Source organism: Microvirga massiliensis (assembly GCF_001006805.1).
In the GTDB taxonomy this organism is placed as follows: Bacteria; Pseudomonadota; Alphaproteobacteria; order Rhizobiales; family Beijerinckiaceae; genus Microvirga; species Microvirga massiliensis.
In genome coordinates this window covers 176,726-196,516 of the sequence record NZ_LN811364.1, presented here as the reverse complement: position 1 = coordinate 196,516, position 19,791 = coordinate 176,726, and the positions used below count along the sequence as shown (strand labels likewise).

19 protein-coding genes and 2 pseudogenes are annotated in these 19,791 nt (G+C 59.3%); 6 read left to right on the top strand and 15 right to left on the bottom strand.

From position 1 onward, the window contains the following. Positions 1-321 (bottom strand): annotated as a pseudogene (locus BN1233_RS34580) (transposase); the annotation flags it as partial. A gap of 486 nt (positions 322-807) precedes the next feature. On the opposite strand from BN1233_RS34580, the gene BN1233_RS34575 reads away from it, so the two are divergent. Both BN1233_RS34575 and BN1233_RS34565 read left to right on the top strand, forming a co-directional pair. Further along, a complete protein-coding gene (locus BN1233_RS34575; protein WP_046868156.1) occupies positions 808-1,152 on the top strand; it encodes a hypothetical protein in 345 nt (114 codons plus the stop codon). 1,660 nt (positions 1,153-2,812) lie between these two features. After that, positions 2,813-3,871 (top strand): MauE/DoxX family redox-associated membrane protein, encoded by a 1,059-nt coding sequence (locus tag BN1233_RS34565; protein WP_046868154.1) that lies wholly within the window; start codon positions 2,813-2,815, stop codon positions 3,869-3,871. A 205-nt stretch (positions 3,872-4,076) separates the two neighbouring features. Here BN1233_RS34565 and BN1233_RS34560 read toward each other — a convergent pair whose 3' ends face one another. From BN1233_RS34560 to BN1233_RS34540, 6 genes are all read right to left on the bottom strand, one after another. Then, entirely contained in the window at positions 4,077-5,456 is a 1,380-nt protein-coding gene (locus BN1233_RS34560) for an IS1380 family transposase (protein ID WP_046868153.1), read from the bottom strand. Between the two features lie 604 nt (positions 5,457-6,060). Then, positions 6,061-6,507, bottom strand: a complete 447-nt coding sequence (locus BN1233_RS34555) for an SCO family protein (RefSeq protein ID WP_052764067.1) — start codon at positions 6,505-6,507, stop codon at positions 6,061-6,063. 75 nt (positions 6,508-6,582) lie between these two features. Continuing rightward, positions 6,583-7,062, bottom strand: coding sequence for a hypothetical protein (locus BN1233_RS49305; RefSeq protein WP_048710750.1), 480 nt, complete (start codon positions 7,060-7,062; stop codon positions 6,583-6,585). A 3-nt stretch (positions 7,063-7,065) separates the two neighbouring features. Beyond that, on the bottom strand, positions 7,066-7,887 hold the full coding sequence (locus BN1233_RS49300) for a cbb3-type cytochrome c oxidase subunit I (RefSeq protein WP_048710748.1): 822 nt from the start codon (positions 7,885-7,887) through the stop codon (positions 7,066-7,068). Position 7,888: 1 nt separating this feature from the next. Then, entirely contained in the window at positions 7,889-8,452 is a 564-nt protein-coding gene (locus BN1233_RS34545; protein WP_046868152.1) for a cupredoxin domain-containing protein, read from the bottom strand. A 22-nt stretch (positions 8,453-8,474) separates the two neighbouring features. After that, entirely contained in the window at positions 8,475-8,654 is a 180-nt protein-coding gene (locus tag BN1233_RS34540) for a hypothetical protein (RefSeq protein WP_046868151.1), read from the bottom strand. Positions 8,655-8,778: 124 nt separating this feature from the next. Between BN1233_RS34540 and BN1233_RS34535 the strand changes: the two genes are divergently transcribed. Then, positions 8,779-9,246: a hypothetical protein gene (locus tag BN1233_RS34535; protein ID WP_046868150.1), complete on the top strand. Its 468-nt coding sequence runs from the start codon at positions 8,779-8,781 to the stop codon at positions 9,244-9,246. 215 nt (positions 9,247-9,461) lie between these two features. On the opposite strand, the gene BN1233_RS34530 is transcribed toward BN1233_RS34535, so the two are convergent. The 4 genes from BN1233_RS34530 to BN1233_RS34510 form a co-directional block, all read right to left on the bottom strand. After that, positions 9,462-10,697, bottom strand: coding sequence for a RidA family protein (locus BN1233_RS34530; protein WP_187144447.1), 1,236 nt, complete (start codon positions 10,695-10,697; stop codon positions 9,462-9,464). 74 nt (positions 10,698-10,771) lie between these two features. Then, entirely contained in the window at positions 10,772-12,286 is a 1,515-nt protein-coding gene (locus BN1233_RS34520) for a tripartite tricarboxylate transporter permease (protein ID WP_046868147.1), read from the bottom strand. 13 nt (positions 12,287-12,299) lie between these two features. Further along, positions 12,300-12,755, bottom strand: coding sequence for a tripartite tricarboxylate transporter TctB family protein (locus BN1233_RS34515; protein WP_046868146.1), 456 nt, complete (start codon positions 12,753-12,755; stop codon positions 12,300-12,302). Positions 12,756-12,823: 68 nt separating this feature from the next. Continuing rightward, the gene (locus tag BN1233_RS34510) at positions 12,824-13,678 is read right to left on the bottom strand and encodes a tripartite tricarboxylate transporter substrate binding protein (RefSeq protein WP_048710746.1); all 855 of its coding nucleotides are present in this window, start codon (positions 13,676-13,678) and stop codon (positions 12,824-12,826) included. 426 nt (positions 13,679-14,104) lie between these two features. Between BN1233_RS34510 and BN1233_RS34505 the strand changes: the two genes are divergently transcribed. After that, positions 14,105-14,839: a TSUP family transporter gene (locus tag BN1233_RS34505; RefSeq protein WP_187144446.1), complete on the top strand. Its 735-nt coding sequence runs from the start codon at positions 14,105-14,107 to the stop codon at positions 14,837-14,839. A gap of 51 nt (positions 14,840-14,890) precedes the next feature. On the opposite strand, the gene BN1233_RS34500 is transcribed toward BN1233_RS34505, so the two are convergent. Next, positions 14,891-15,814 (bottom strand): alpha/beta hydrolase, encoded by a 924-nt coding sequence (locus BN1233_RS34500; RefSeq protein ID WP_046868143.1) that lies wholly within the window; start codon positions 15,812-15,814, stop codon positions 14,891-14,893. A gap of 83 nt (positions 15,815-15,897) precedes the next feature. Continuing rightward, positions 15,898-16,758 (bottom strand): fumarylacetoacetate hydrolase family protein, encoded by an 861-nt coding sequence (locus tag BN1233_RS34495; protein ID WP_046868142.1) that lies wholly within the window; start codon positions 16,756-16,758, stop codon positions 15,898-15,900. Between the two features lie 165 nt (positions 16,759-16,923). On the opposite strand from BN1233_RS34495, the gene BN1233_RS34490 reads away from it, so the two are divergent. Together BN1233_RS34490 and BN1233_RS34480 are read left to right on the top strand one after the other, a co-directional pair. Further along, positions 16,924-17,640 (top strand): FadR/GntR family transcriptional regulator, encoded by a 717-nt coding sequence (locus BN1233_RS34490; protein ID WP_046868141.1) that lies wholly within the window; start codon positions 16,924-16,926, stop codon positions 17,638-17,640. Positions 17,641-17,809: 169 nt separating this feature from the next. After that, positions 17,810-18,990 (top strand): IS3 family transposase gene (locus BN1233_RS34480; protein WP_147707717.1). Its coding sequence is split into 2 segments (ribosomal slippage): positions 17,810-18,074 and positions 18,074-18,990, totalling 1,182 coding nucleotides; the frame shifts between segments, so codons are not numbered across the junction. Between the two features lie 68 nt (positions 18,991-19,058). On the opposite strand, the pseudogene BN1233_RS34475 reads toward BN1233_RS34480, so the two are convergent. Next, a pseudogene (locus BN1233_RS34475) lies at positions 19,059-19,181 on the bottom strand (IS3 family transposase); the annotation flags it as partial. A gap of 217 nt (positions 19,182-19,398) precedes the next feature. After that, a complete protein-coding gene (locus BN1233_RS34470; RefSeq protein WP_147707716.1) occupies positions 19,399-19,785 on the bottom strand; it encodes a hypothetical protein in 387 nt (128 codons plus the stop codon). Positions 19,786-19,791: the final 6 nt, after the last annotated feature.

The following is a 19,791-nucleotide window of genomic DNA, read 5'->3' as shown; positions in this document are numbered from 1 at the left end:
AGCGGTCGATCATCGCTTTGCGCTCGGCCACACTCCGGTTTTGGCGAGCGCGTGCTCTAAAAAATCGTTGGCCAGGGTCAACTCGCCGATCTTGGCATGCAGCGTCTTGACGTCGACCGGCGGGTTCGTCGATCCGGCCTTCTCTGATCCGAACACGCCAGCGGCTCCGTCAAGGAGCTGGGTCTTCCACTGGGTGATCTGGTTTGGATGCACGTCGAACTGCTGGGCTAGCTCCGCGAGGGTCTTCTCGCCTTTCACGGCGGCCAGGGCCACTTTGGCCTTGAAAGCCGGAGAGTGGTTGCGGCGGGGTCTCTTGCTCATCGTCTCTCCTGTTCGGCAGCCCTTCTGGCTGCTCTCAGGCAGAAACTCCACTTATCCCGCTGCCCAAATTTCCCGAGCCAGCTCTTCGGAACTGTTTCGACCGACGGACACCGGTGTGATCGACATATCGCAGAACCCAGGCACTCCTTTCGATCCCCTGAGATTTCCAGACGCGCTTTGCCACTTTCGTCATTGATGCACCTCATTTTGTTGAGGCCATCAGAATGCAACATATGGCAAGTATTGTAAAGACTCGTTTGCCTTACATCAACCAATCGCGAATGTAAGCGAAATAAACATCAAAGTATCAGTCGGATCTGCCTTGGATGTATCAGAGAGTAATTGGACGACTGACGCAACAGTGGCGCAAAAGTCAGTATCTGATCTGAGTCAATGTAGCTATCTTAGGCGTCATAATCCTTGTATCGGGGGTTCAAATCCCTCGTCCGCACTGGCGGAAGGAAACCGTCAAAGATCTCATGCCGTATGTCTACGAGTTGGCCGAGCCTCGTGCCCGAGCGCATGGAAGTCGATGAGTGGATCCCCGGCGATGCCCAGCGGCGCGTTGGTGAGATCGGCAATTTCATCGACGCTACGCTTGGAGAAGGCGCGTCCCGCCGTCGGGCCAAGGCCGTGACGGACAAAGCTGACATCGAGGCCCTGGTCGCATCTATCGCCGACAAGCTCCGCGAGCTCGCCGAGAGCCTCATGCCAGAGCGCATTGAACGGGGTGAGGGGCTGCCGCCTGACGCCAAGCATCGGATGGATGGGATCTGCTGCGATATCACCGTGGCCCTTGAGGAAACCACATCGCGCTATCCAGCCCTCTGATCCGCTACTGGGATGCACTGGACATCCGGCCAGGGCGGGAGGTCGGGCCTACTTACAGGCATTCTCCTCTTGGATGCACTGTACACCAAAGCACTTTGTCCCTTTAGGGCACTCCGTCACGCACTCTGTAAACGAGGCATACCACCGCTCTGGGAGCTTCCTGGCCTCATCTTTGCAGGGACAAAAGCCTCCCCGCTGCGTTGAATAGCATCCCTTAAGGGAATCGCATGGCGCATCGCAGATCTTCTTGCCGAAGCAAGTCGCACACTCACACTTAGTCGCGTTCGGGTTGTAGCACAAACTGTTGCACGAGCCGATTCGGTCAAACTCCCGCCAGCGCGCGTCATCACCCTTGCTTGACCCCTCTAAAGGTGCTGCGTGTTCGTCGGCGAATACGGTGTGCAGCAGTTCGTGAAACAGAATAGTCTCACGGCGACTAGGATCAGCCCAGCTATCGAGGTTGATCTTCAGCTCGATCGCACGCAAGGGGTCATCTGCGCTCGCTGTGTCAATTTGCGCTTGCCAGCCTGTGCTTCCCTTCGCACACCCAAGCGTGAAGTTACGCAAGGAGTTCTGTGCAAGTACAGCGGCTTCGGCAATGAAACCCAAGCTGTGAAGACAGCCACCACCGTTTCCGCCAGCGAAGGGCAACAGGTTCCGAACCTCGGTTTCCAGACCTGCCGGACATGGTATGCTCACCGGAGATGTCGCCTGAACCGCGACGACCCCATGCCCATTAAGGGTAGCGGGTGCTGGTTCGTTGTTTTCCACGACAGCAAGCCTATCGTATTCAGAAATGACTTGGAGGCTGCCCGCACCCTCTTCCAACTTCACGTGCACGGTGCCGTCACCCGGATACGTCTTCGTCCATCGCCGGACGGGCAACCGGGAGTTTGGATCGTACTCGGTTATCTCAATTGCCGTCCGGAGGGGACCAGCGATTGTAGACAGTGGGATTACGCGCTGGATTGTCGCTTGCCATTCGGCAAAACCATCCAGATTGCCATCGCGGGTGCCGGTCGAGACAATGAAGAAGAACGGCGGTGGCGGAAAGGGGGAATGTGGAGGCGTTGCTGAGACAACGTTGTGGTTCCACTCAGTTATCGTTTGGCCGCCATAGCTGATTAGTTCGCGGTTCGCCCACGCTCCCACTGGTGTACTGGTGGACCAGCGTCGGTAGCGCACACAGCCCCCTGGGCTGAGAGCGACGTCAGTCGCACCGCCAGCAAGCGCCGTGCGTGCTGCCTGAAGCGAGGCCGCCGTCGGGATGTCCTGACTGCAAGCCTGCGCGGCCGCCCGCCCGACGAGATACGGCGAGAGACGCCCTAGAAGACTGCCTGCAGCAATGCCCATCAACATTATTAGAGCCGTTCGACGGCGCATGCCGGTAGCCATCGAGCGGGCAAGGTCATCGAGGCGCCGTGGGTCCATGGCGGTTCTCCTTACCGGCACGCCAAGACTGCTTACCTCTCTCCGGATGTCGTCGACGAAGCCATTCAAGCGCCGGCGAGCATCGGTCTAACTCCAAGGCTGGCGCAAAGGCACCAAAGTCAAGAGCCAAACTTCAAAGGAGATAACGCCCAACAAAGATAGATTTCAATAACAATCGGCGCCATACTCTTGATTTGATTGCTGACTTGTCGATCTAAGGAGCGCCTGCATGCTAAGCTTCCTCGACAGTGCCCGCATCGCGCTTATCGTGATATTCTTAGTGGCTGGTCTGGGCAAACTCGTCGACAAGCAGGGCTTTCGTGAGGCGCTGATCGACTTCGGGATGCCCTCCGTGGTAGTAAAGCCGCTCGGCGCTTTTATTCCCCTCAGCGAGTTGAGCATTGCGGCAGCCTTGGCGCTCGAGTCGACTGCGTGGTGGGGAGCGCTTGGCGCGCTGATACTCCTCCTTGTCTTCTCTGCTGCCATCGGCACTAATCTCGCTCTTGGCCGCCAACCTGATTGCCACTGCTTTGGACAGATCCACACCGCCCCAGCGGGATGGCCTGCCCTAATCTTCAGCATGGGATTGGCCAGCCTCGCCATGTGGCTCGTCTGGCCTAGCTCGGGCTATGCGGGATCAAGCCTCGGGTCGTGGTTCGCTGCGCATATTGATGTCCCACTCGTGGCCCTTTTAGCGGCAGCGGCCATACTCTTTACGCTGAGCCTCTGTGCTTGGCTCGTGCTTCACTTGCTGCGTCAGAACGGCCGCCTGCTATTGCGCATTGAGGCACTCGAAGCACGCGTGAGCGGCACAACCTTCGCTCCGGCAGGACAGGCTGAGGCTCGGGATGCTCTACCGGTGGGAACCCCTGCCCCGGGGTTTCGCTTGCCCACGCTGGCAGGGGGAACCCTCGATCTTGAGGGGTTGCGCGCGCCGGGAACTCAGGTCCTCCTAACCTTTGTTGACCCAGGTTGCAGCACGTGCGGCGAACTGCTGTTTGACTTCATGGACCTGGAGCGCAGGCGCGACGCCTCACTGCCTCTCGCACTGATCAGTCGCGGGACGCCGGAGGCAAACCGCGCGAAATTTGGCGGCCTCGTACACGCGCCGATCCTGCTGCAGCAGGATCACGAGGTGCTTGATGCATACCGGTGTGGCGGAACACCTGCCGCTGTCCTGATTGACGCTGATGGTCGGATCGGTGCGCCTACGGCGCTTGGTCCGGTCGCGGTGAGAGCTTTACTGACTTCAGCCACCGCAACGTCTCCGGTAGAGCTCTCAGCTTAACCCAGTATCCCAGGAAGTGCTCCAGGTTCGTCAGGCCCCTTTCTAGCCTGCATTTCTCAAACGGGCATGTTTGAAGCGGGTTGAGGGCGCCGTGCGGAGCACGGCAGTCGGCTGGACGAACGGGCGCCATCACTGCCGGTGGCAGTGCGGTCTGCTCAGCGATGTCGGATCCTCTGGTGGTGGGCCGGGGTGTGATGGACCGCGCTCAGGCGGCGGCATGACGTAATCGGGCGTGCGCGAGCGCATACTCGTGCTGGTAGGGGCAGGCGAAGGCCATTGCGATCTTGATCCGCCGTACCGAGACGCGCACCAGAGCCCCGATCTTGAGCAACTTCAGCCGGATCGTGCCGCAACTCGCTTCAGCAAACTGGGTGTGCGCCAACCCGATGCGGCGCAGCGCGCACAGCAGCACGTAGGCCATGGACGCCAACCACAGCCGCAACTGGTTGGCCCGCAGCGTCGCCGCCGAGGTGCGGTCGGCAAACAGGACTCCTTGCGCCTCTTTGATGCGGTTCTCCATGTCGCCGCGCGCGCAGTAGATCGCTTCATAGAGGAACTGGGCGGCGGCTTCGGCTCGCCAGAGCGGGGTCACGACGAAGCGCGGGTTGGCCTTGCCTTCCGTCCACTCGGCCTTGGCGATCACCCGCCGCCGGCGCGACCAGCTCTCCAGAGTGGACCAGCGGAAGTCCTTGTAGCGGCGGGCGGCCTGGCCCGTTTGCCCTGCTTCCTCTTCGGCTTGCAGAAGTTCGACCGTGATCTCCTCGACCAGGCGCGGATTGCGGGCCAGCCCGAACACATAATCGAGCCGGTTCTGTTCGCACCAAGCCATCAGGGCCTCGCGGGCGAAGCCCGAGTCAGCTCTGAGCAGGATGCGCACGCGCGGCCAGCGGGCGCGGATCTGGCGCACGATCCGCTCGACCTCCTCGAGCGCGCCGGCACTCCCATCGATGTTGGCCGGCCGCAGCTTGGCACAGAGCAGATGGCGCCCGCAGAAGATGTACAGCGGCAGATAGCAGTAGGTGTCGTAATAGCCGTGAAAGAAGCGGCCCTCCTGGTGGCCGTGCAGGGGATCGTCGGTGGCATCCAGATCGAGGATAATCTGCTTCGGCGCCGTGCGATGCGCCTCCAGGAACAGGGTCACGAACAGCCGCTCGATCTGGGCCGCATCGTAGCTGATCTTGTAATAGCGCGTTGGCACCGCGCGACTGAGCTCGAGGCGGTTGAGCGTGCTCTTGCCCGCCAGCGGCGCGCAGTCTGATCGGTGGGCCGTCAGCTTGCCGGCGAGCACCGCCAAGACTGGATCGTGCCGCAGCTCATCCTGGTCGATGAGGTCCTCATATCCCAAGCAGATGCCAAACGCGCGCTGACCGATCAGGGTCGTCACCTTATGCTCGACGAGCTGTGGGCAGCGCGCGTCCCGGAAGCAGGCGGCAAAGCGTCCGATGAGATGGATGACCCGATCGGTGGCGCCCACGAGCAGCGCCCCGGAATCCGAGGTGATCGCGCCGCCGTCGAAGGCCGCCACAACCGGGTGTCCCTCGACGGGTGCAAAACCAAACAGGTCTGAGCTACACTTTGTCGGCATCGGGGAACTCCTCTGGTCTGGCCTAAAGTGTTGCTGCATAACAACTTTGACTCACTCAGAGCCCCGATGCACGCCTCCGGTTTGAGAAATCCGGGCTAGGGACGTAATCACAACCCGTGCTTTGCTTGCGGCACCGAGTTACCGTGATCCACAGCAGATTAGGCAATTCGAGGTGACCAACGTTGTGTCGACAATGAAAGCACGGGCCACAATGATGCAGGCAGCAATGAGGCTACGTCTTGCGAGCATTATTGGGACTGTGATTCCGCCAGTGGCGACTAGGACGCCGACGAAAATGCGGAGAATCAGCCTCCCTGGATCAGCCCTCGTCGGGGTTGGAGCGCACCTGCAAGGCACCTGCTCCTTGAGCTAGGAGCAGCCGTGAACGGGTTCCTCCCGACCTAGCCGAGCGGCGTTGCACAGCGGCGTCAGGGCTGCCGCCGAGCAGCTCGAGCGGGTCCAGGCGATCCTCGCTGCGACCACTTGGCCAACGGCCGAAGACTATGACGCCGCGTGATGCCAATCTCATGGATGCGGGCGGCGGATGCGCACCTCAAAGCCGAGTTCCGCGACGTGGGCCTCGTCGCCCTCGACGGCGAGGAGATCATCGAGCGACGCGGCGCGCATCGAAGCCGACGCTGAGCACCGCGAAGGACTCGTCACCGAGGGCTTTGCGGGCTTGCTTCACGGCCTGCGCGAGATGCTCGGTCGTGGTGGGGCAGACCGAGCTGCAGCTCGTGTAGATCAGGCTGATGACGAGCGGGTGTCCGCGGTAGTCTACGAGCGTGAAGGTGCGCCCGGTGGAAACCGTAAGCGTGTGCGCGTCGAGCGTGCGTCCGAGCGCGGCTTCACTGCGTTCGAGGACTGTCTGCGGATCGAGGCGTGGGGCAGCGGGGCCGGCGCCGGATTGCGCAAAGGCGCTGGAGCAGGCGAGGAATGCCGCCAGCGCAAAAGCGCAGAGTTGCGCTGTGCTTGCAAAGTTGGCGCTGCCATCCTCACCCGGATGCTTTCGCAGCCGACCTCTCCCGTCGAGGGAGAGGTGAAGGCACATTTGGGTTCGTTCTGCCAAATTGGAGCGGGTGAGGGGGGAAGCACTGCGCTTCATGATGATAGTGCCTTCCTCCCCTCACCGGAAGAGCCACAGCTCGGACAGATACTTCCAGTTCACGAAATAGTAGAGCACGAAGGACACGAAGAAGGTCGTGACCAGGATGATCGTGCCGGGCAGCTTCACGGTCATGTGGCTGCCGTATTGCGAGACTTCGCGCGCCGCCGAGTGCAGCGGGAAGGTGAGCTGGTGGCCGAGCGTGGTCTTCTTGCCGAACAGCACCGTTCCGACAGTGATCAGCACGAAGAGGATCCCGCCGAGCGCTGCGATCACCGCGCTGATGCCGTTGAGCCCCATCATCAGGAAGGCGCCCGAGGAGTGCTGGAACGAGAGCGCCGCATCCGCGAAGCTGATGTCCCAGTGCCGGCGCGCCACGCCGAGCGTGCCTGCGCCCATCATGAAGAGCGAGATGCCCGCGGCGCCGATGCCGAACAGATAAGGCTGCACCTTCGCGAGCTTCGGCCAGATCACCTCTCGCTCGAAGATCAGCGGCAGCACGAGTTAGGTCACCGCCATGAAGGCGAGCGTCGTGCCGACGACGAGCGCGCCGATCAGGTACCAGATCGCGACATGCGCCGAGACGTTGATCTGCTGCGAGGAATGCCCCATCCCCCACCAGACGATCTTGTACATCAGCGGATCGATGTTGCTGATCCAGCTCATCGACCAGAGCATCGTCGGGATCAGGATGATCGCGCCCGAGGCGATGGTGAACACGGCGATGATCGCCGCCGTCAGCGCCCCGAAGGTGACGAGCGGGATCGAGCCCTTGTAGGTCTGCTCGCTCTTCGCGATGACGAGGGTCGCGAAGAACACGCCGACGCCGATCAGCGCGCCGACCGCGAACAGGATGATGCCGAGATAGAAGTGCGGCTTCGCCATCATCGGCGGATAGGAGGTGAACATCACCGTCGATTCGCCCTGCAGGACGGCGACGTTGGTGATGAGCGCGCCGAGCACCATCAGGACGAAGCCCGCCCAGGCCCAGCGCGGCCCGGCGAGGCGCGAATTGAGGAGGATCGCCGAGGCGAAATACAGAACCGCGATCTCGAAGAAGATGATCCAGAACAGGAGGACGTTGGCGCCGTGCGCGGTGAGCACGAGATAGAAGGTCTCGGCCGAGAGGAGATGCACGGCGGGCCAGCGCGTCAGCGCGACGAGGAGGCCCATGAGGCCGCCGGTCGCCAGGAAGACGACCGCCGCGACGGCGTTCGCCTTGATGAGCTGCTGGGCCGCGATGTCGACCTTCAGGCCGGTATAGCGGCAGACCCGGTAATCCGCGGTGCGGACGGCGGGAGGAGCGGAGGTGATGCCGATCGTCATCTCACTGGGCCTCCATCCTGGCCGCCGTGCGCTTCGCGGTGACGATGATCCGGCCGGTCATCGTGTGGTGGCCGACCCCGCAGAACTCGTTGCAGATGATCCCGAACTCGCCGGCTTCCGTCGGCGTGAGCGTGAGGACGTGCTCGAATCCCGGATGGACCTGGATGTTGATGTTGGTGGGCTGCAGCGAGAACCCGTGCTGCCAATCGACCGAGGACAGGTGCACGCGGTAGCTCTGCCCCTTCTCGAGCTCGAGGATCGGCCACCATTGCCAGAGCCGCCCGAGCAGGTAGACGTCCGCGCCGGCCGGGGGCCGCACGACCGGGACGCCTTCCTCCTCCCGCACCTGGTATTTCGCCGCGAAGGCATCGACCTTCTCGCCATAGGCCGTCGGCGCGATGCGGTAAGTCTCGTTCGAGAGGTTCTGCTGCCCGATGAAGTGCCAGGCGATCATGAAGAAGAACATGAACAGGCCCCACAGGAAGGCCACGCCGATCCAGATCAGCTCGACCCGCTCGATCGGCTCGTTCCACCAGATGCGCTGTTGCGGAGGCGTGATGGCCATGGCGTTTCTCCCCTGCGATCCGTCATTGCGCCAGGGGGATGGAGGCAACCTCCATCACGCCCCAGACGATGTAGAGAACCGTCGGGATGGCGACGCCCAGGAACAGCAGCAGGAACGGATCGTCGAGGACCCGCTGCATGAAGGGGACGGGTTCGGTTTCTTCGGCCTGCGGAGCTGCGGGTTCGATACCGGTCGGCGTCATGGGCGGCCTCGCGCACTCGTCGGATCGCAGCAGCATCCCGCAGGTGGCGACAGAGGGCCTTGATTTTGGATAAGTGCGCGTGCGCCGTTCGGGATTAGGCTCCAAATTGGAGGTCCGGCGGCGCATGCAGCGTGTCAGGAAGATGGTGGGAGGGATTGCGCCCGCGCAGGCCGCGCGGCTTGCGGCGGTGGGTCTTCTCGCCCTAGCCGTGGGCGCCTATGCCGCCTCCCAACCTGCGCCCGCCCCGAGCAAGGTGATCGACCGCGAGCCCCTGATGCTCCTCTATGTCGGCGCTGAGGACTGCGCCCCCTGCCGCGCTTGGCGGCGCGATGATCGCAACGCCTTCCTCGCCACCCTCGATCCATCGCGCGTCACCTACCGCGAGGTGATCGCCGCTAAGGTGGCAGCGGCCTTCGACGACGTGACCTGGCCGGGGGACTTGCGGATGCGGCTCGCCGACGCGCGCAAAATCGGCGGCGTGCCCCTGTGGATCGTGGTGCGGGATGACCGTGTCGTGATGAGCGTGGGGAGATTATCGCAGTGGCGGGAGCGGGTATTGCCGGTCGTGCGTGGGGAGGAGAGGCGCAGCTGATTTGGGTAGGATGTCCACTGCATCGGCAGGCTCTTGAGGTTGTCCCACATGAGACCCACCCTCACTCACATTAGTGTGCCGCCTGGTCCAAGGCTGCCCCTCGTGATAGTTCAGGTCGATCACATCGGACCCCGTTCCAGGAATATCACTCTGAGGGACAGCCACCCGCTAGGCCCCACCCTGAGCCGGAAAGCCTATTACGATACTTAGATCAATCAACTCGATGCATAAGCCCACAGGTCAACGATGAGATTCGCCCCCGGAACGAACGCACTCGCATCCACCTGGATCGCCGAGAACGGCAGCCCGACATCGCCGATTGCATTCCGCCATTCGCGATAGACGCTTGGCAAGCAAATCAGTTCTGCCTGGAAATGTAGAGCGCGGACGACCTTGTCGAGACTACTTCCCGCTGCGTTAAGAATGATATCGGCCTTGCTGAGAATATCAGCCATCTGCGCCTGCGAAGCATCATAGAAATAGGGCGCGCTGTGCGGTATTTGGGCTGACGGTACAACGCCCGCTTCGTCAATGGCCATGAGGCCCGCGACGAATACAAGATTATCGAAAACGCGAGCCTGAATCATCCCCGGACACAGGAGCTCGACCGAGCACCGCACATCGCGGATTCGAGAGCGAGCACTATTGTGAGTCGCTACGATATTTACTTCGAGCCGAGCGTCCTGGGTCCCGAAGGCCGGATGACGGACTGGAACAATCGTCGTTGGAGGAACACTCTCACCGAAGGCCTGTGTCCATACCTGCAGGAAGCCCGGCAGGTCCTCTGCCCGACTTAGATAGACTTGGGCTTTCAGAATCGTATCGAGGCTACCGCCCGCCGCTTCGAGCGCCGGGATCAGGCGGTGCTGAATAAGGTAATCGGTTTCAAGCTTGATCCGCGTACCCCGCCAGAGCTGACCTTGGAGTACTTGGGCTTGCGGGGCGATGTCACCGCTTGAGTCGCGCGCGAGTTGCCCGGCCACGAAGATGAGATCGCCAACCGCAACACAAGGTGCATACTCCGAGCCCTTCGGAGCAGTAATGTTCGGCGGCCGCACCGGTTCGACGGTCAGTCCGCAGTCGAGCGCCGGCGCCATGACCTGAATATCCATAGAGCAATCTGTGCAGAGCAGGCCGTCCACAATGATAGACGTGCTCGGCGCCACCTTGCCCTTTAGTGCTTCTTTTCGGGCAACATGGTACGGATCAACGAACTTCCAATGTGGATAATATTGATCGATCCGAGCTATGTGGCCAAGCGAACCTCCTGCCTCGCTCAGCAGGCATTCTACCCTCTCAAAAATGAACTGCGCCTCGCGCTGAGCTTTAGGCGGGCTACTCAGCGGCCGCCCGACGCGCGCGACATCTGCCCGAAGTATGCCCTTCTCATCGGTCGCACGAAGACCAGTCCCGAAAATCCAGTCCCCGGCACGTACGACAGGAGTATGCACGATATCTCCCGATCCGTACCTAACCGTACCATACCTCTTCAACGACATGTCTTCATTTCCATTATGTGATTGGATCAAGAGAGATTCGCATCGGGGACGGTGGCGTCCGATGTCTTGCGGCGAGTCTGGATTTCCTTCTTAATCGAGTAAATCAACACAGCTGCCGCAACCGCGAACAATCCTGCGCAGATCGGTCTCATTAGGAAGATTTCCGACGTGCTTTCGGGCAGCATCAACGCGGCTCTGAGGTTACGCTCCAAGATCGGTCCGAGAACTATGCCCATAGCGAAGGCAATCACCGGGTAGCCTTGCCGATCCATAATATAGCCAATGAAGCCGAACACAATCGTGATCCAGAAGTAGTATATATGCCCCTCGCTAATGGCCGGTCCGGTGATGGAAAGCACGAGAATCGCCGGAACAAGATAGCGCTTGTCGATCTCGGTCACGCGAGCAAACAGAGACGCACACTGGACACCGAGAACCAAGATGACCAAATTCGCGAGAATCATCGTCATAAAGATGACGTGAACCAAGGTCACCTCTTCGCGGAATAGCGCCGGCCCGGGAATAAGGCCGTGAACGAGCATTGCACCTAGCAGCATGAGCGTATTGGTGTCACCAGGAATGCCCAGCGTCATCATAGGGATCAAGCATCCGCCCGTAACAGCGTTGTTGGCAGCCTCGCTAGCCGCTACGCCCTCCGGGCTACCTTGGCCAAACGTTTCCGGCTTCTTGCTGACACGCTTCTCCTCACCATAAGCGATGAGTGAGGCGACCATCGCTCCGGTGCCCGGCAGGATACCGACACCCGTACCGATCACGCTTGAGCGAATGATTGTACGCCAAAGCGCCACGAGATCTCGCATCGCACCGCTATAGGTCAATCTGAGACGCTGAAGTGGTGACAGGGCCCCATCCTGCGGTCCAATTAGTCGAAATGCTTCGGCTACACAGAACAGCCCGATTGTTGCTGGAACCTCAGGGACCCCGATCATTAACTCCTGCACGCCGAATGTGTAGCGCGGGAACGGCGTCACTGGATCGATACCGATCGCGGTTACAAGGAGCCCTGCGCAGGTCGCCAGAAAGCCCTTCAGTACCGAAGAAGACGTCATCGACAGGACAACGACAAGAGCGAACACGCATAGTGCAAAGTATTCAGGCGCCGCAAACGCAGTCGCTACCGGCGCAAGCTGCAAAGATAGGAAAATGAGGAATACGCAACTGATGAGACCGCCGGCAACCGATGCAATTAAGGAGATACTGAGCGCACGCGCGCCTTCTCCTTTACGCATCATGCGATAGCCGTCGATCGCCGTTACAGCGGCCGTTGGCGTTCCTGGGAGGTTCATCATGACCGCGGGAATCGCGCCGCCATACATGGATCCACAGTAAATGCCGAGCAGCAGGATAAAGGCGTCGTACTTTGTCAGGCCGAACGTGAACGGGATAAGAAGACCGATCGCGATAGTCGATGTAAGTCCGGGAATTGCCCCGACGAGAATGCCTGCGGCGACGCCGGAGATCAGGAATATAACGCTAATCGGCGAAAGTAGGATTCCTACTGCCTCGACGAAGAATTCCATGACAGGCCGACTCCTAGCTGAACAGAATTCCGCTCGGGAGAATAGCGCCGAGCACTTTAGAGTAGGCAACGTAAATGCCTACGGTAGAGAGTGCAGATATTATTATCGATTTTGAGGTGCCAATACCCGAAATGCGCAGCCCTATTGCCATGAATATGAACAGGTACGCGTTGAATCCTAAGTAGTTGACGCCTATCGGGAGAATAAGAACGAGCAGAAAGATAGCGATTTCACTTGATCGTTCTCTCCAGCGGAACTCGGATCGAACTCCAGCACGCGCAATCGCGGGAGCGCGCTGCAGGAATGCTTGAACCAAGAGAGCCATTCCACCGATCACTGCGCCCGCCGCCACAATTCGGGGAAACAGCGCTGGTCCACCCGGGTCTGCCATAAGATGTGGAAACGAGAAGGACTGCACAAAGAAGACTGCACCGAAGGTTACGGCGACAAGAGGTATAACGTATTGCATGGACGCGCCTCGTGCTGGTCCGGACGTGGCTCTACATTCTGCCGCGGTCTCCGGACGCAGCTAGATTCCTATTTGCCGGTGGCGTTCAGGATTGACAGTACCTCGGCGATGCCGGCCTGCATACGCACTAAGGACTCGCGAAGTTCAGCACCGGTTCTAGTGTATAGAATGAGGCCGAGCTTATTCAGCTCCTGCTCGAATGCAGGTATCGTCCAAACCTTCTCTGTTGCCTTGCGAAGCGCCTCTTTCGCTTCAGTCGGAAGCCCTGCGGGACCGCCGATTCCGTAGGCTTGATCCCAGACCACGCTGAAGCCTGATTCCTTGAAGGTCGGTACCGCCGGAAGATCAGACGCGCGCTCCTCGCCGAAATAGCCGAGAGCTCGCACCTTACCCTCCTGTATATAGGGCAGAGCTGGCCTGATATAGCTGCTCACCGCATCAATATGGCCGCCGAGTATGGCGGCGTTCATCTGCGGCGATCCCGCATGAGCAATTGCACGCAACTCGATGCCAGCCTGCTTGCTCCAAAGAACAACCGGCTGGTGATGGACACCGCCGATGTCGGATACACCAATCGTGCGCTTTCCTGGATTGTTCTTGGCATCCCCAATGAAATCCTGAAGCGTTTTCCAAGGACTGTCTGCGCGCACGAGTATAATCGGCGATTGAACGGCAAATCCCGCGATTATGTCGAAGTCATCGATTTCAATTGGAGCTAGCTTCATCGGGGCGAACTTCGGAAGATCACCCTGAATCGTTACAAGATTATATCCATCCGGCTTGGCAGCCTTTGCAGTGGAGTAGCCTATGCTAGCGCCGCCACCGACTACGTTCTTCACAACGATTGTCTGACCAAGCTCTTTCTCTAAGTACCGCGTGAACGTGCGCGTGGCTGTGTCGGCGCCACCACCTGCCGGCCACATGACCGTCCACTCGATGCTCTTCGAAGGGTAAGACCTAGCATTAGCAGCGAAGAGACCGCCGCCCCCCACGAGCGAAGAAAGTGCCCCAGCGCCAACCCCCCCCAGAAACACTCGCCTGCTTTTACTCACCATTTCTGCACCTCCCTACCTGCATGGCCGAAGCACGATCCAGACCCGTGCCATTGCGGCCAATTTGAGCGCCATGGTTTACCAAGGCGGCGATATGTTGACCATTTGCTCAAGACGCTGTCAACGTCGCTTACCTGAGCAAGTACACTTTTCCATGTTCATCTGCGGGAGAGGCGCTCCACCGGCAATTTTGCATCGATTTGATGGTAAGGCTTGCCTATGGTTAGACAAAATTGGCGCAAAAATGGTTATATGCGTCGAGAAAACCAAGACAGCCAGCAGAAAGACAGAGAGCCGATGGTGACCTTTGCGATCGTCGCGCCCCTTATATTATTTTCCTGTTTCATTTCCGGGATGTTCGGAGTTGCTGGCGGCCTTATTTTGATGGGCGGGTTGCTCTACGTGATGCCGGTTCCAGAGGCAATGTTAGTCCACGGCGTCGCCCAACTCACGTCTAATGCTGCGCGCGTCATCATCTGGCGCAAACACCTGCTACCGACGTCCACGCTCCTCTTCTTCTGGGGCTGCCTGCTATGCGCCGTTCCGTTCGTGTTCGTGCGTTATGTCCCGTCAGAGGGCATTGTGTTTCTTTTCCTGGGTGCCGGCGCTCTAGCGATGCAAGCGGCGCCCCCTCGCTTAGTCCCAAGTATCCTGCACCCGTCAGCCGCCTTTGCGTGTGGTGTCATTGCGACCGCACTGCAGCTAACTTCCGGAGTCAGTGGCACGTTTGTAGACTTGTTCTTTCTACGCTCACGGATGGACCGCCGCAGCATTGTGGCTACCAAAGCCGCGATGCAGAGCATTCTTCACTTCTTGAAGATTATTTACTTCGGGGCATTGGCGTGGGCGGCAGCCGGCGAGATAGATTTTGTTCTTATTGCTATAACTCCGATCATCGCAGTCATTGGAACACACTTCGGCGGAATCGTCTTAGCACGCTTGACCGACGACAGCTTCTTCGAGTGGACGAACAAGATTCTGGTTGCCCTTGCCTGCTACTACCTTTTCAGAGGATTCGTCTGGTATATGTGACGATGTCTAGACGTTGCTGGGGCCAGGCAGATACCTGGCCCCGCGAATATGTTAGGCACCGCGGTAGTCAGGCGCGGGCTGCGTAAGGAAGCTGTGCAGAATATGATAAACCAGCATATAGTTCTTCTGCTGGAATGAGGCATGCGAAATGCCGGGCATGATCACAAACTGCTTATCAGCATTCGGTAGTTTCTCGAAAAATGCAAGCAGATCTTCGAGGCTGGCGATGCCGTCATACTCGCCACGCATGATGATCGTGGGCGCCGAAATTGCAGTGGGATCATTGACCGGCAGATGACTGCACATGTCGATGTAAGTACCGTTCGGCATGGAATCGTCGAGCGAGAGAATGGCATCGGCAAAGGCATCGACGACGCGCTCTTCAGCAGTGCCAGGGTGATCGCGATTAAAGATTGAGTGCACAAAAGCGTGGTCAATCGGTCGGCGCTCTCCCGATCGAAAATTAGGCAGCTTCCTTCGCCGGTCGGCCAGAGTGGGACTGCCATTCCCTGTCCATACGTAGGCATCCAGCGCAAGTCGAGCGACACGGTCCGGATATCGCTCTGCGAACAATGCGGCTTTCAGGGCGCCCGACGAGATGCCGTAGATATACACGCGTTGGTCGCCACCGTTCTCCAGCAGGAAATCGGAGACTGCCTTTATATCCTCGGCACCGTCGGAAATGCTGGCATCGAAACCCTTGGGTTTGGCGGAGCGGCCATAGCCACGCGCATCAAAGCACCACGTGTCGAATCCATGCGCGGCGAACCAGTCCATGGCCGATGAGTTTGTGCGACCCTCAACATATAGATCGAAGGTTGGTTGCGAGGCCATTGAGGAACCGTGCACGAACAACAATGTACCCCTTTTGACGACATCTCGCGGTGCCCGCTTTTCCCACATGAAAAGCCGTTCGCCACCACTAGTTGTCCAATGCTCACGCCCTTCGATCGGTTGAATACTTTGCTCAGCCATTATCTTTCTCCTTTTGTGATCGACGTGACTGACTGCTTTACGTGAAACGTGATTTTTGAGAGACGTTATTCGTAGGCGCGTGGTTAGCCAAACGGGTTTGCAAGGACTCCGATTCCGTCGGCCGCTACGGTGACAACATCGCCCTTTTTCAGAAACTTCGGAGGTCTGAAGCCGATTCCGACACCTTCGGGCGTGCCGGTGGCGATTAGGTCACCCGCTTCGAGCGTCGCGCCCGCAGAAATCGTCTCGATCAGCCCCGGAATATCGAAGATTAAATCACGCGTATTGGCGTCTTGACGAAGCTCGTCATTCACCCAGGTCTTGACCTGCACGTTCTCTGGATCGATTTCATCGGCGGTTACGATCCAGGGCCCCATGGGACAGAAGGTATCCAGGCTCTTGCCCAGGTACCATTGCTTGTGATTCTTTTGACGGTCGCGGGCCGTGACGTCGTTGATAATTGTATAGCCCCAGATATGTTTGAGTGCATCGGCTCGTAGTATGTTGCGGCCGCTCTTTCCGATTACAATTGTGAGTTCAACTTCGTAGTCGACTTCGCTGGTAACGCCGGGATGCAGTTCGATAGTTACTCCCGGGCCAATCACGCTTTGCGGTCTCTTAGTGAAAACCGCGGGGTACTCGTCGATTTCAGCACCCTTCTTTGCGTTTGCCTCATAGCCGCTCTGCGCAAATTCCTTTGCGTGGGCACGGTAGTTTTTTCCTACGCAGATGATGTTGTTCCGAGGCCTCGGGATCGGAGCAAGCAGGCGTACACCGTCGAGTGGAATTGGGTCAAAGTTGTTACCGATCGAGCTCTTCAGATCGTCGTAGCATGAGATCAGTGAAAGCATATCGGGGACCGGAACGGGCAAAATCCGATTCTCTAGCTCTTGAACGAGACCGACTCGTACCTCACCTCTGTATTCGTAGGTCGCAAATTTCATTCCGTGATCCTTTTTTGGTTGACCAATTTGCGACCAATCTTGACCATTTCGGATCTGCCGAGTCAACCCCGGAGACAAGGGAGCCACTGTAGGTGACGAGTACGAGCAGAATTGACAATCCAGTCAGATTGGCTAACCATTAGCGGTTAAGGGAGAACTTTCGAAATGGCATCGAAGGCCGCGCAGAAGCCTACTGCGGCTGTTCATGAGTTCATCGATCGGGCAATTTCGTCCGGCGCATATAAGGCTGGCTCGAAGCTTCCGACCGAACGTGCGCTAGCCGAAGCTCTGCGAGTTCCCCGTAGCGCGGTTCGCGATGCGCTTTCCGTTTTCGAAGCCCAGAAGCGTGTAGTACGTGTGATCGGGAGCGGCACTTATGTCGCCGCGCCTGGTCATGCATCTATGCCTCAAGGCGACGATGTTCTGCGAGATATTAGCCCTGCTGAGGTTATGGCTGCCCGCCTAGTTCTAGAGCCACGCATTGTTCTGCTGGTAGTCACCAATGCTACCGCTGCCGACTTTGCGCGTATGGAGGAGTGCAACCGTGAGGCCGAGCGTGCAGAGACCGCCGAGGAGTTCGAGCGGTGGGACGCGGCACTGCACAAGGTCATCGCCGACGCCAGTCATAACAGACTCATTGTAGATCTATATGATAGAATTACCGCCGCGCGTGATTGTGCGGAATGGGGTGACCTTAAACATCGAAGCATGACGCCGGAGCGGCGTGCGAAGTATCAATCAGAACATCTGGAGATTGTTGCTGCACTGCGTGCACGCGATGCGGTACGTGCGGAAGCAGCTCTCACCCGACATGTCTACAGCGTACGTGATAACCACTTCAGTGGCATACCATCTCTGGCGACGGGAAACTCACTCGAATAACTCCAGCCCTCCATGTGGCGGGGGAGCCGTTCGCTGCGCTGCTCAAGCGCCTTATCGAACTCGCTCCTTTCGGCAGTCTCGCTCTTGGGTAGTTCGCAGATCCTGCTGATCCACCCCCATTGAGCTGGTCCACCCTGAAGTATGTCTTGAGGCAGACAGGAGGACCGAAATGCCCAAGAAGCGTCACAAGCCGGAAGAGATCGTCGCCAAGTTGCGCCAGGTCGATGTGATGGTCTCACAGGGCCAATCCGTCGCCGATGCGGTGCGCGCCATCGGCGTGACGGAAGTGACCTATTATCGCTGGCGCCAGGAGTTCGGCGGGCTGAAGTCGGATCAGGTCAAGCGCCTGAAGGATCTCGAGGCGGAGAATGCCCGGCTGCGGCGCGCGGTGGCCGATCTGACGCTGGACAAGCTGATCCTGAAGGAGGCCGCCTCGGGAAACTTCTGAGCCCCGCCCGTCGCCGTGCCTGCATTGATCATGTGCGATCCCAACTGAAGCTGTCTGAACGGCGGGTCTGCCGGGCGCTTGGACAGCATCGCTCGACGCAAAGACATGTTCCGCGCGGGCGAGACGATGAGGAGCGGCTCACCGCCGACATCATCGCACTCGCCCGCCAGTATGGTCGTTATGGCTACCGCAAGATCGCAGAACTCCTGCGCTCGACAGCCGGATGGGTCGTGAACGACAAGCGGGTCGAACGGATCTGGCGACGGGAGGGGCTGAAAGTGCCCGAGAAGCAACCGAAGAAAGGTCGGCTCTGGCTTGCCGACGGATCCTGCATCCGGCTGCGAGCGGAAAGGCCTAACCATGTCTGGAGCTACGATTTTGTGGAGGATCGCACCCATGACGGGAGGAAGTACCGGATGTTGAACGTGATCGACGAGTTCACGCACGAGTGCCTGGCCATCAGGGTTCAGAGGCAGCTCAAGGCGGTTGATGTGATCGATGTTCTGTCGGATCTGTTCATCCTGCGCGGCGTGCCCGAGCACATTCGATCAGACAATGGTCCGGAGTTCGTCGCGAAGATCGTCCAGGACTGGATCACCGCCGTTGGGACGAAGACGGCGTATATCGCGCCAGGCAGCCCGTGGGAGAACGGGTTCATCGAGAGCTTCAATGCCCGGCTTCGGGACGAGCTGCTCGACGGCGAAATCTTCTACTCACTCAAGGAGGCGCAGATCGTGATCGAAAGCTGGCGCCGTCATGACAACACCCTGAGGCCCCACGGATCCCTCGGGTACAAGCCGCCGGCCCCGGAGGTCTTCGTGCCCGCCCTGTCCGCGCGGGCGGCTCAGCAACCCCAACCAGCACCGCCGCCCGCGCTGGCGTTGCGGCCATCACTCCACTAACCTTCCAACCGGACCACTCTACGGGGGCGGGTCAGAGAAGATCTCGCCCTTCAGCAATTCGTCCCGGAGCTGACCTCCGTCACGCCGATTGAGCGGATCGCTTCGGCAACTGTCCGACCCTGTGCCGTCAGAACATCCACCTGCCGCAACTTGGCGACAATCTCTTCTGCCGTGTGTCTCTTCTTGCTCATCTGTCCGTCTTCCATTCGGCCCAAAGCCATACATCAGGGAGGACCACTTCTCAGAGGACAGACCAGGAGAAATGACCCCAAGGCGCATCTTAGCGGTGCGGCCTGCGCCAGTAGCGTGTCCAAGCCCCACCGATCGGCAGATCACCCTCCCATAAGCCTTCCAGCACACCTTGCCGATCCGTTGATCCGATCCAAGCGTAGAGCAAGAGATTATTCGTCAAATGCTCTTCGTCCGGGCAACGCCACGGCCACGGACGTAACTGATCTTCGATGTCGAACTGAGCCCGGCAGTTGTGAGCATCGGCCCAGACGACGCCCGAATAAGCGGCACCGGCTTGAAGATCGAGCCGCGCGTGTAGCCGTCACCCGAGCGGTTGGCCTGGCGGTCCTGGAGGCCGTGCTCGAGATCGAGAGGAAACGGCTCGAGGACCTGCGGCAGGAACGGGACTGATGGGCGGCGCAGGTCGAGCGGCTCACCATGCCGGCGCGGACCAAGCGCAGCTGGTGGCCGTTCTCCCGGAAAGCCGGATAGAGTCAAGGGCCAGGAACGTTGGTGCCCGCGCGGAATGCCGTCAGAAGCAGCCCGGGCTGACGCTACTGTCACCGACGT

Bases quoted from the DNA above. Each gene is read 5' to 3' on its own strand.
- BN1233_RS34500 (WP_046868143.1), bottom strand. From the start codon at position 15,814: ATGGCTGAGCAAAGTATTCAACCGATCGAAGGGCGTGAGCATTGGACA.
- BN1233_RS34535 (WP_046868150.1), top strand. From the start codon at position 8,779: ATGCAGCGTGTCAGGAAGATGGTGGGAGGGATTGCGCCCGCGCAGGCC.
- BN1233_RS34515 (WP_046868146.1), bottom strand. From the start codon at position 12,755: ATGCAATACGTTATACCTCTTGTCGCCGTAACCTTCGGTGCAGTCTTC.
- BN1233_RS34545 (WP_046868152.1), bottom strand. From the start codon at position 8,452: ATGGCCATCACGCCTCCGCAACAGCGCATCTGGTGGAACGAGCCGATC.
- BN1233_RS34510 (WP_048710746.1), bottom strand. From the start codon at position 13,678: ATGTGGCCGGCAGGTGGTGGCGCCGACACAGCCACGCGCACGTTCACG.
- BN1233_RS34520 (WP_046868147.1), bottom strand. From the start codon at position 12,286: ATGGAATTCTTCGTCGAGGCAGTAGGAATCCTACTTTCGCCGATTAGC.
- BN1233_RS34540 (WP_046868151.1), bottom strand. From the start codon at position 8,654: ATGACGCCGACCGGTATCGAACCCGCAGCTCCGCAGGCCGAAGAAACC.
- BN1233_RS34575 (WP_046868156.1), top strand. From the start codon at position 808: ATGTCTACGAGTTGGCCGAGCCTCGTGCCCGAGCGCATGGAAGTCGAT.
- BN1233_RS34565 (WP_046868154.1), top strand. From the start codon at position 2,813: ATGCTAAGCTTCCTCGACAGTGCCCGCATCGCGCTTATCGTGATATTC.
- BN1233_RS34505 (WP_187144446.1), top strand. From the start codon at position 14,105: ATGGTGACCTTTGCGATCGTCGCGCCCCTTATATTATTTTCCTGTTTC.
- BN1233_RS34555 (WP_052764067.1), bottom strand. From the start codon at position 6,507: ATGTGCCTTCACCTCTCCCTCGACGGGAGAGGTCGGCTGCGAAAGCAT.
- BN1233_RS49300 (WP_048710748.1), bottom strand. From the start codon at position 7,887: ATGACGATCGGCATCACCTCCGCTCCTCCCGCCGTCCGCACCGCGGAT.
- BN1233_RS34560 (WP_046868153.1), bottom strand. From the start codon at position 5,456: ATGCCGACAAAGTGTAGCTCAGACCTGTTTGGTTTTGCACCCGTCGAG.
- BN1233_RS34490 (WP_046868141.1), top strand. From the start codon at position 16,924: ATGGCATCGAAGGCCGCGCAGAAGCCTACTGCGGCTGTTCATGAGTTC.
- BN1233_RS34495 (WP_046868142.1), bottom strand. From the start codon at position 16,758: ATGAAATTTGCGACCTACGAATACAGAGGTGAGGTACGAGTCGGTCTC.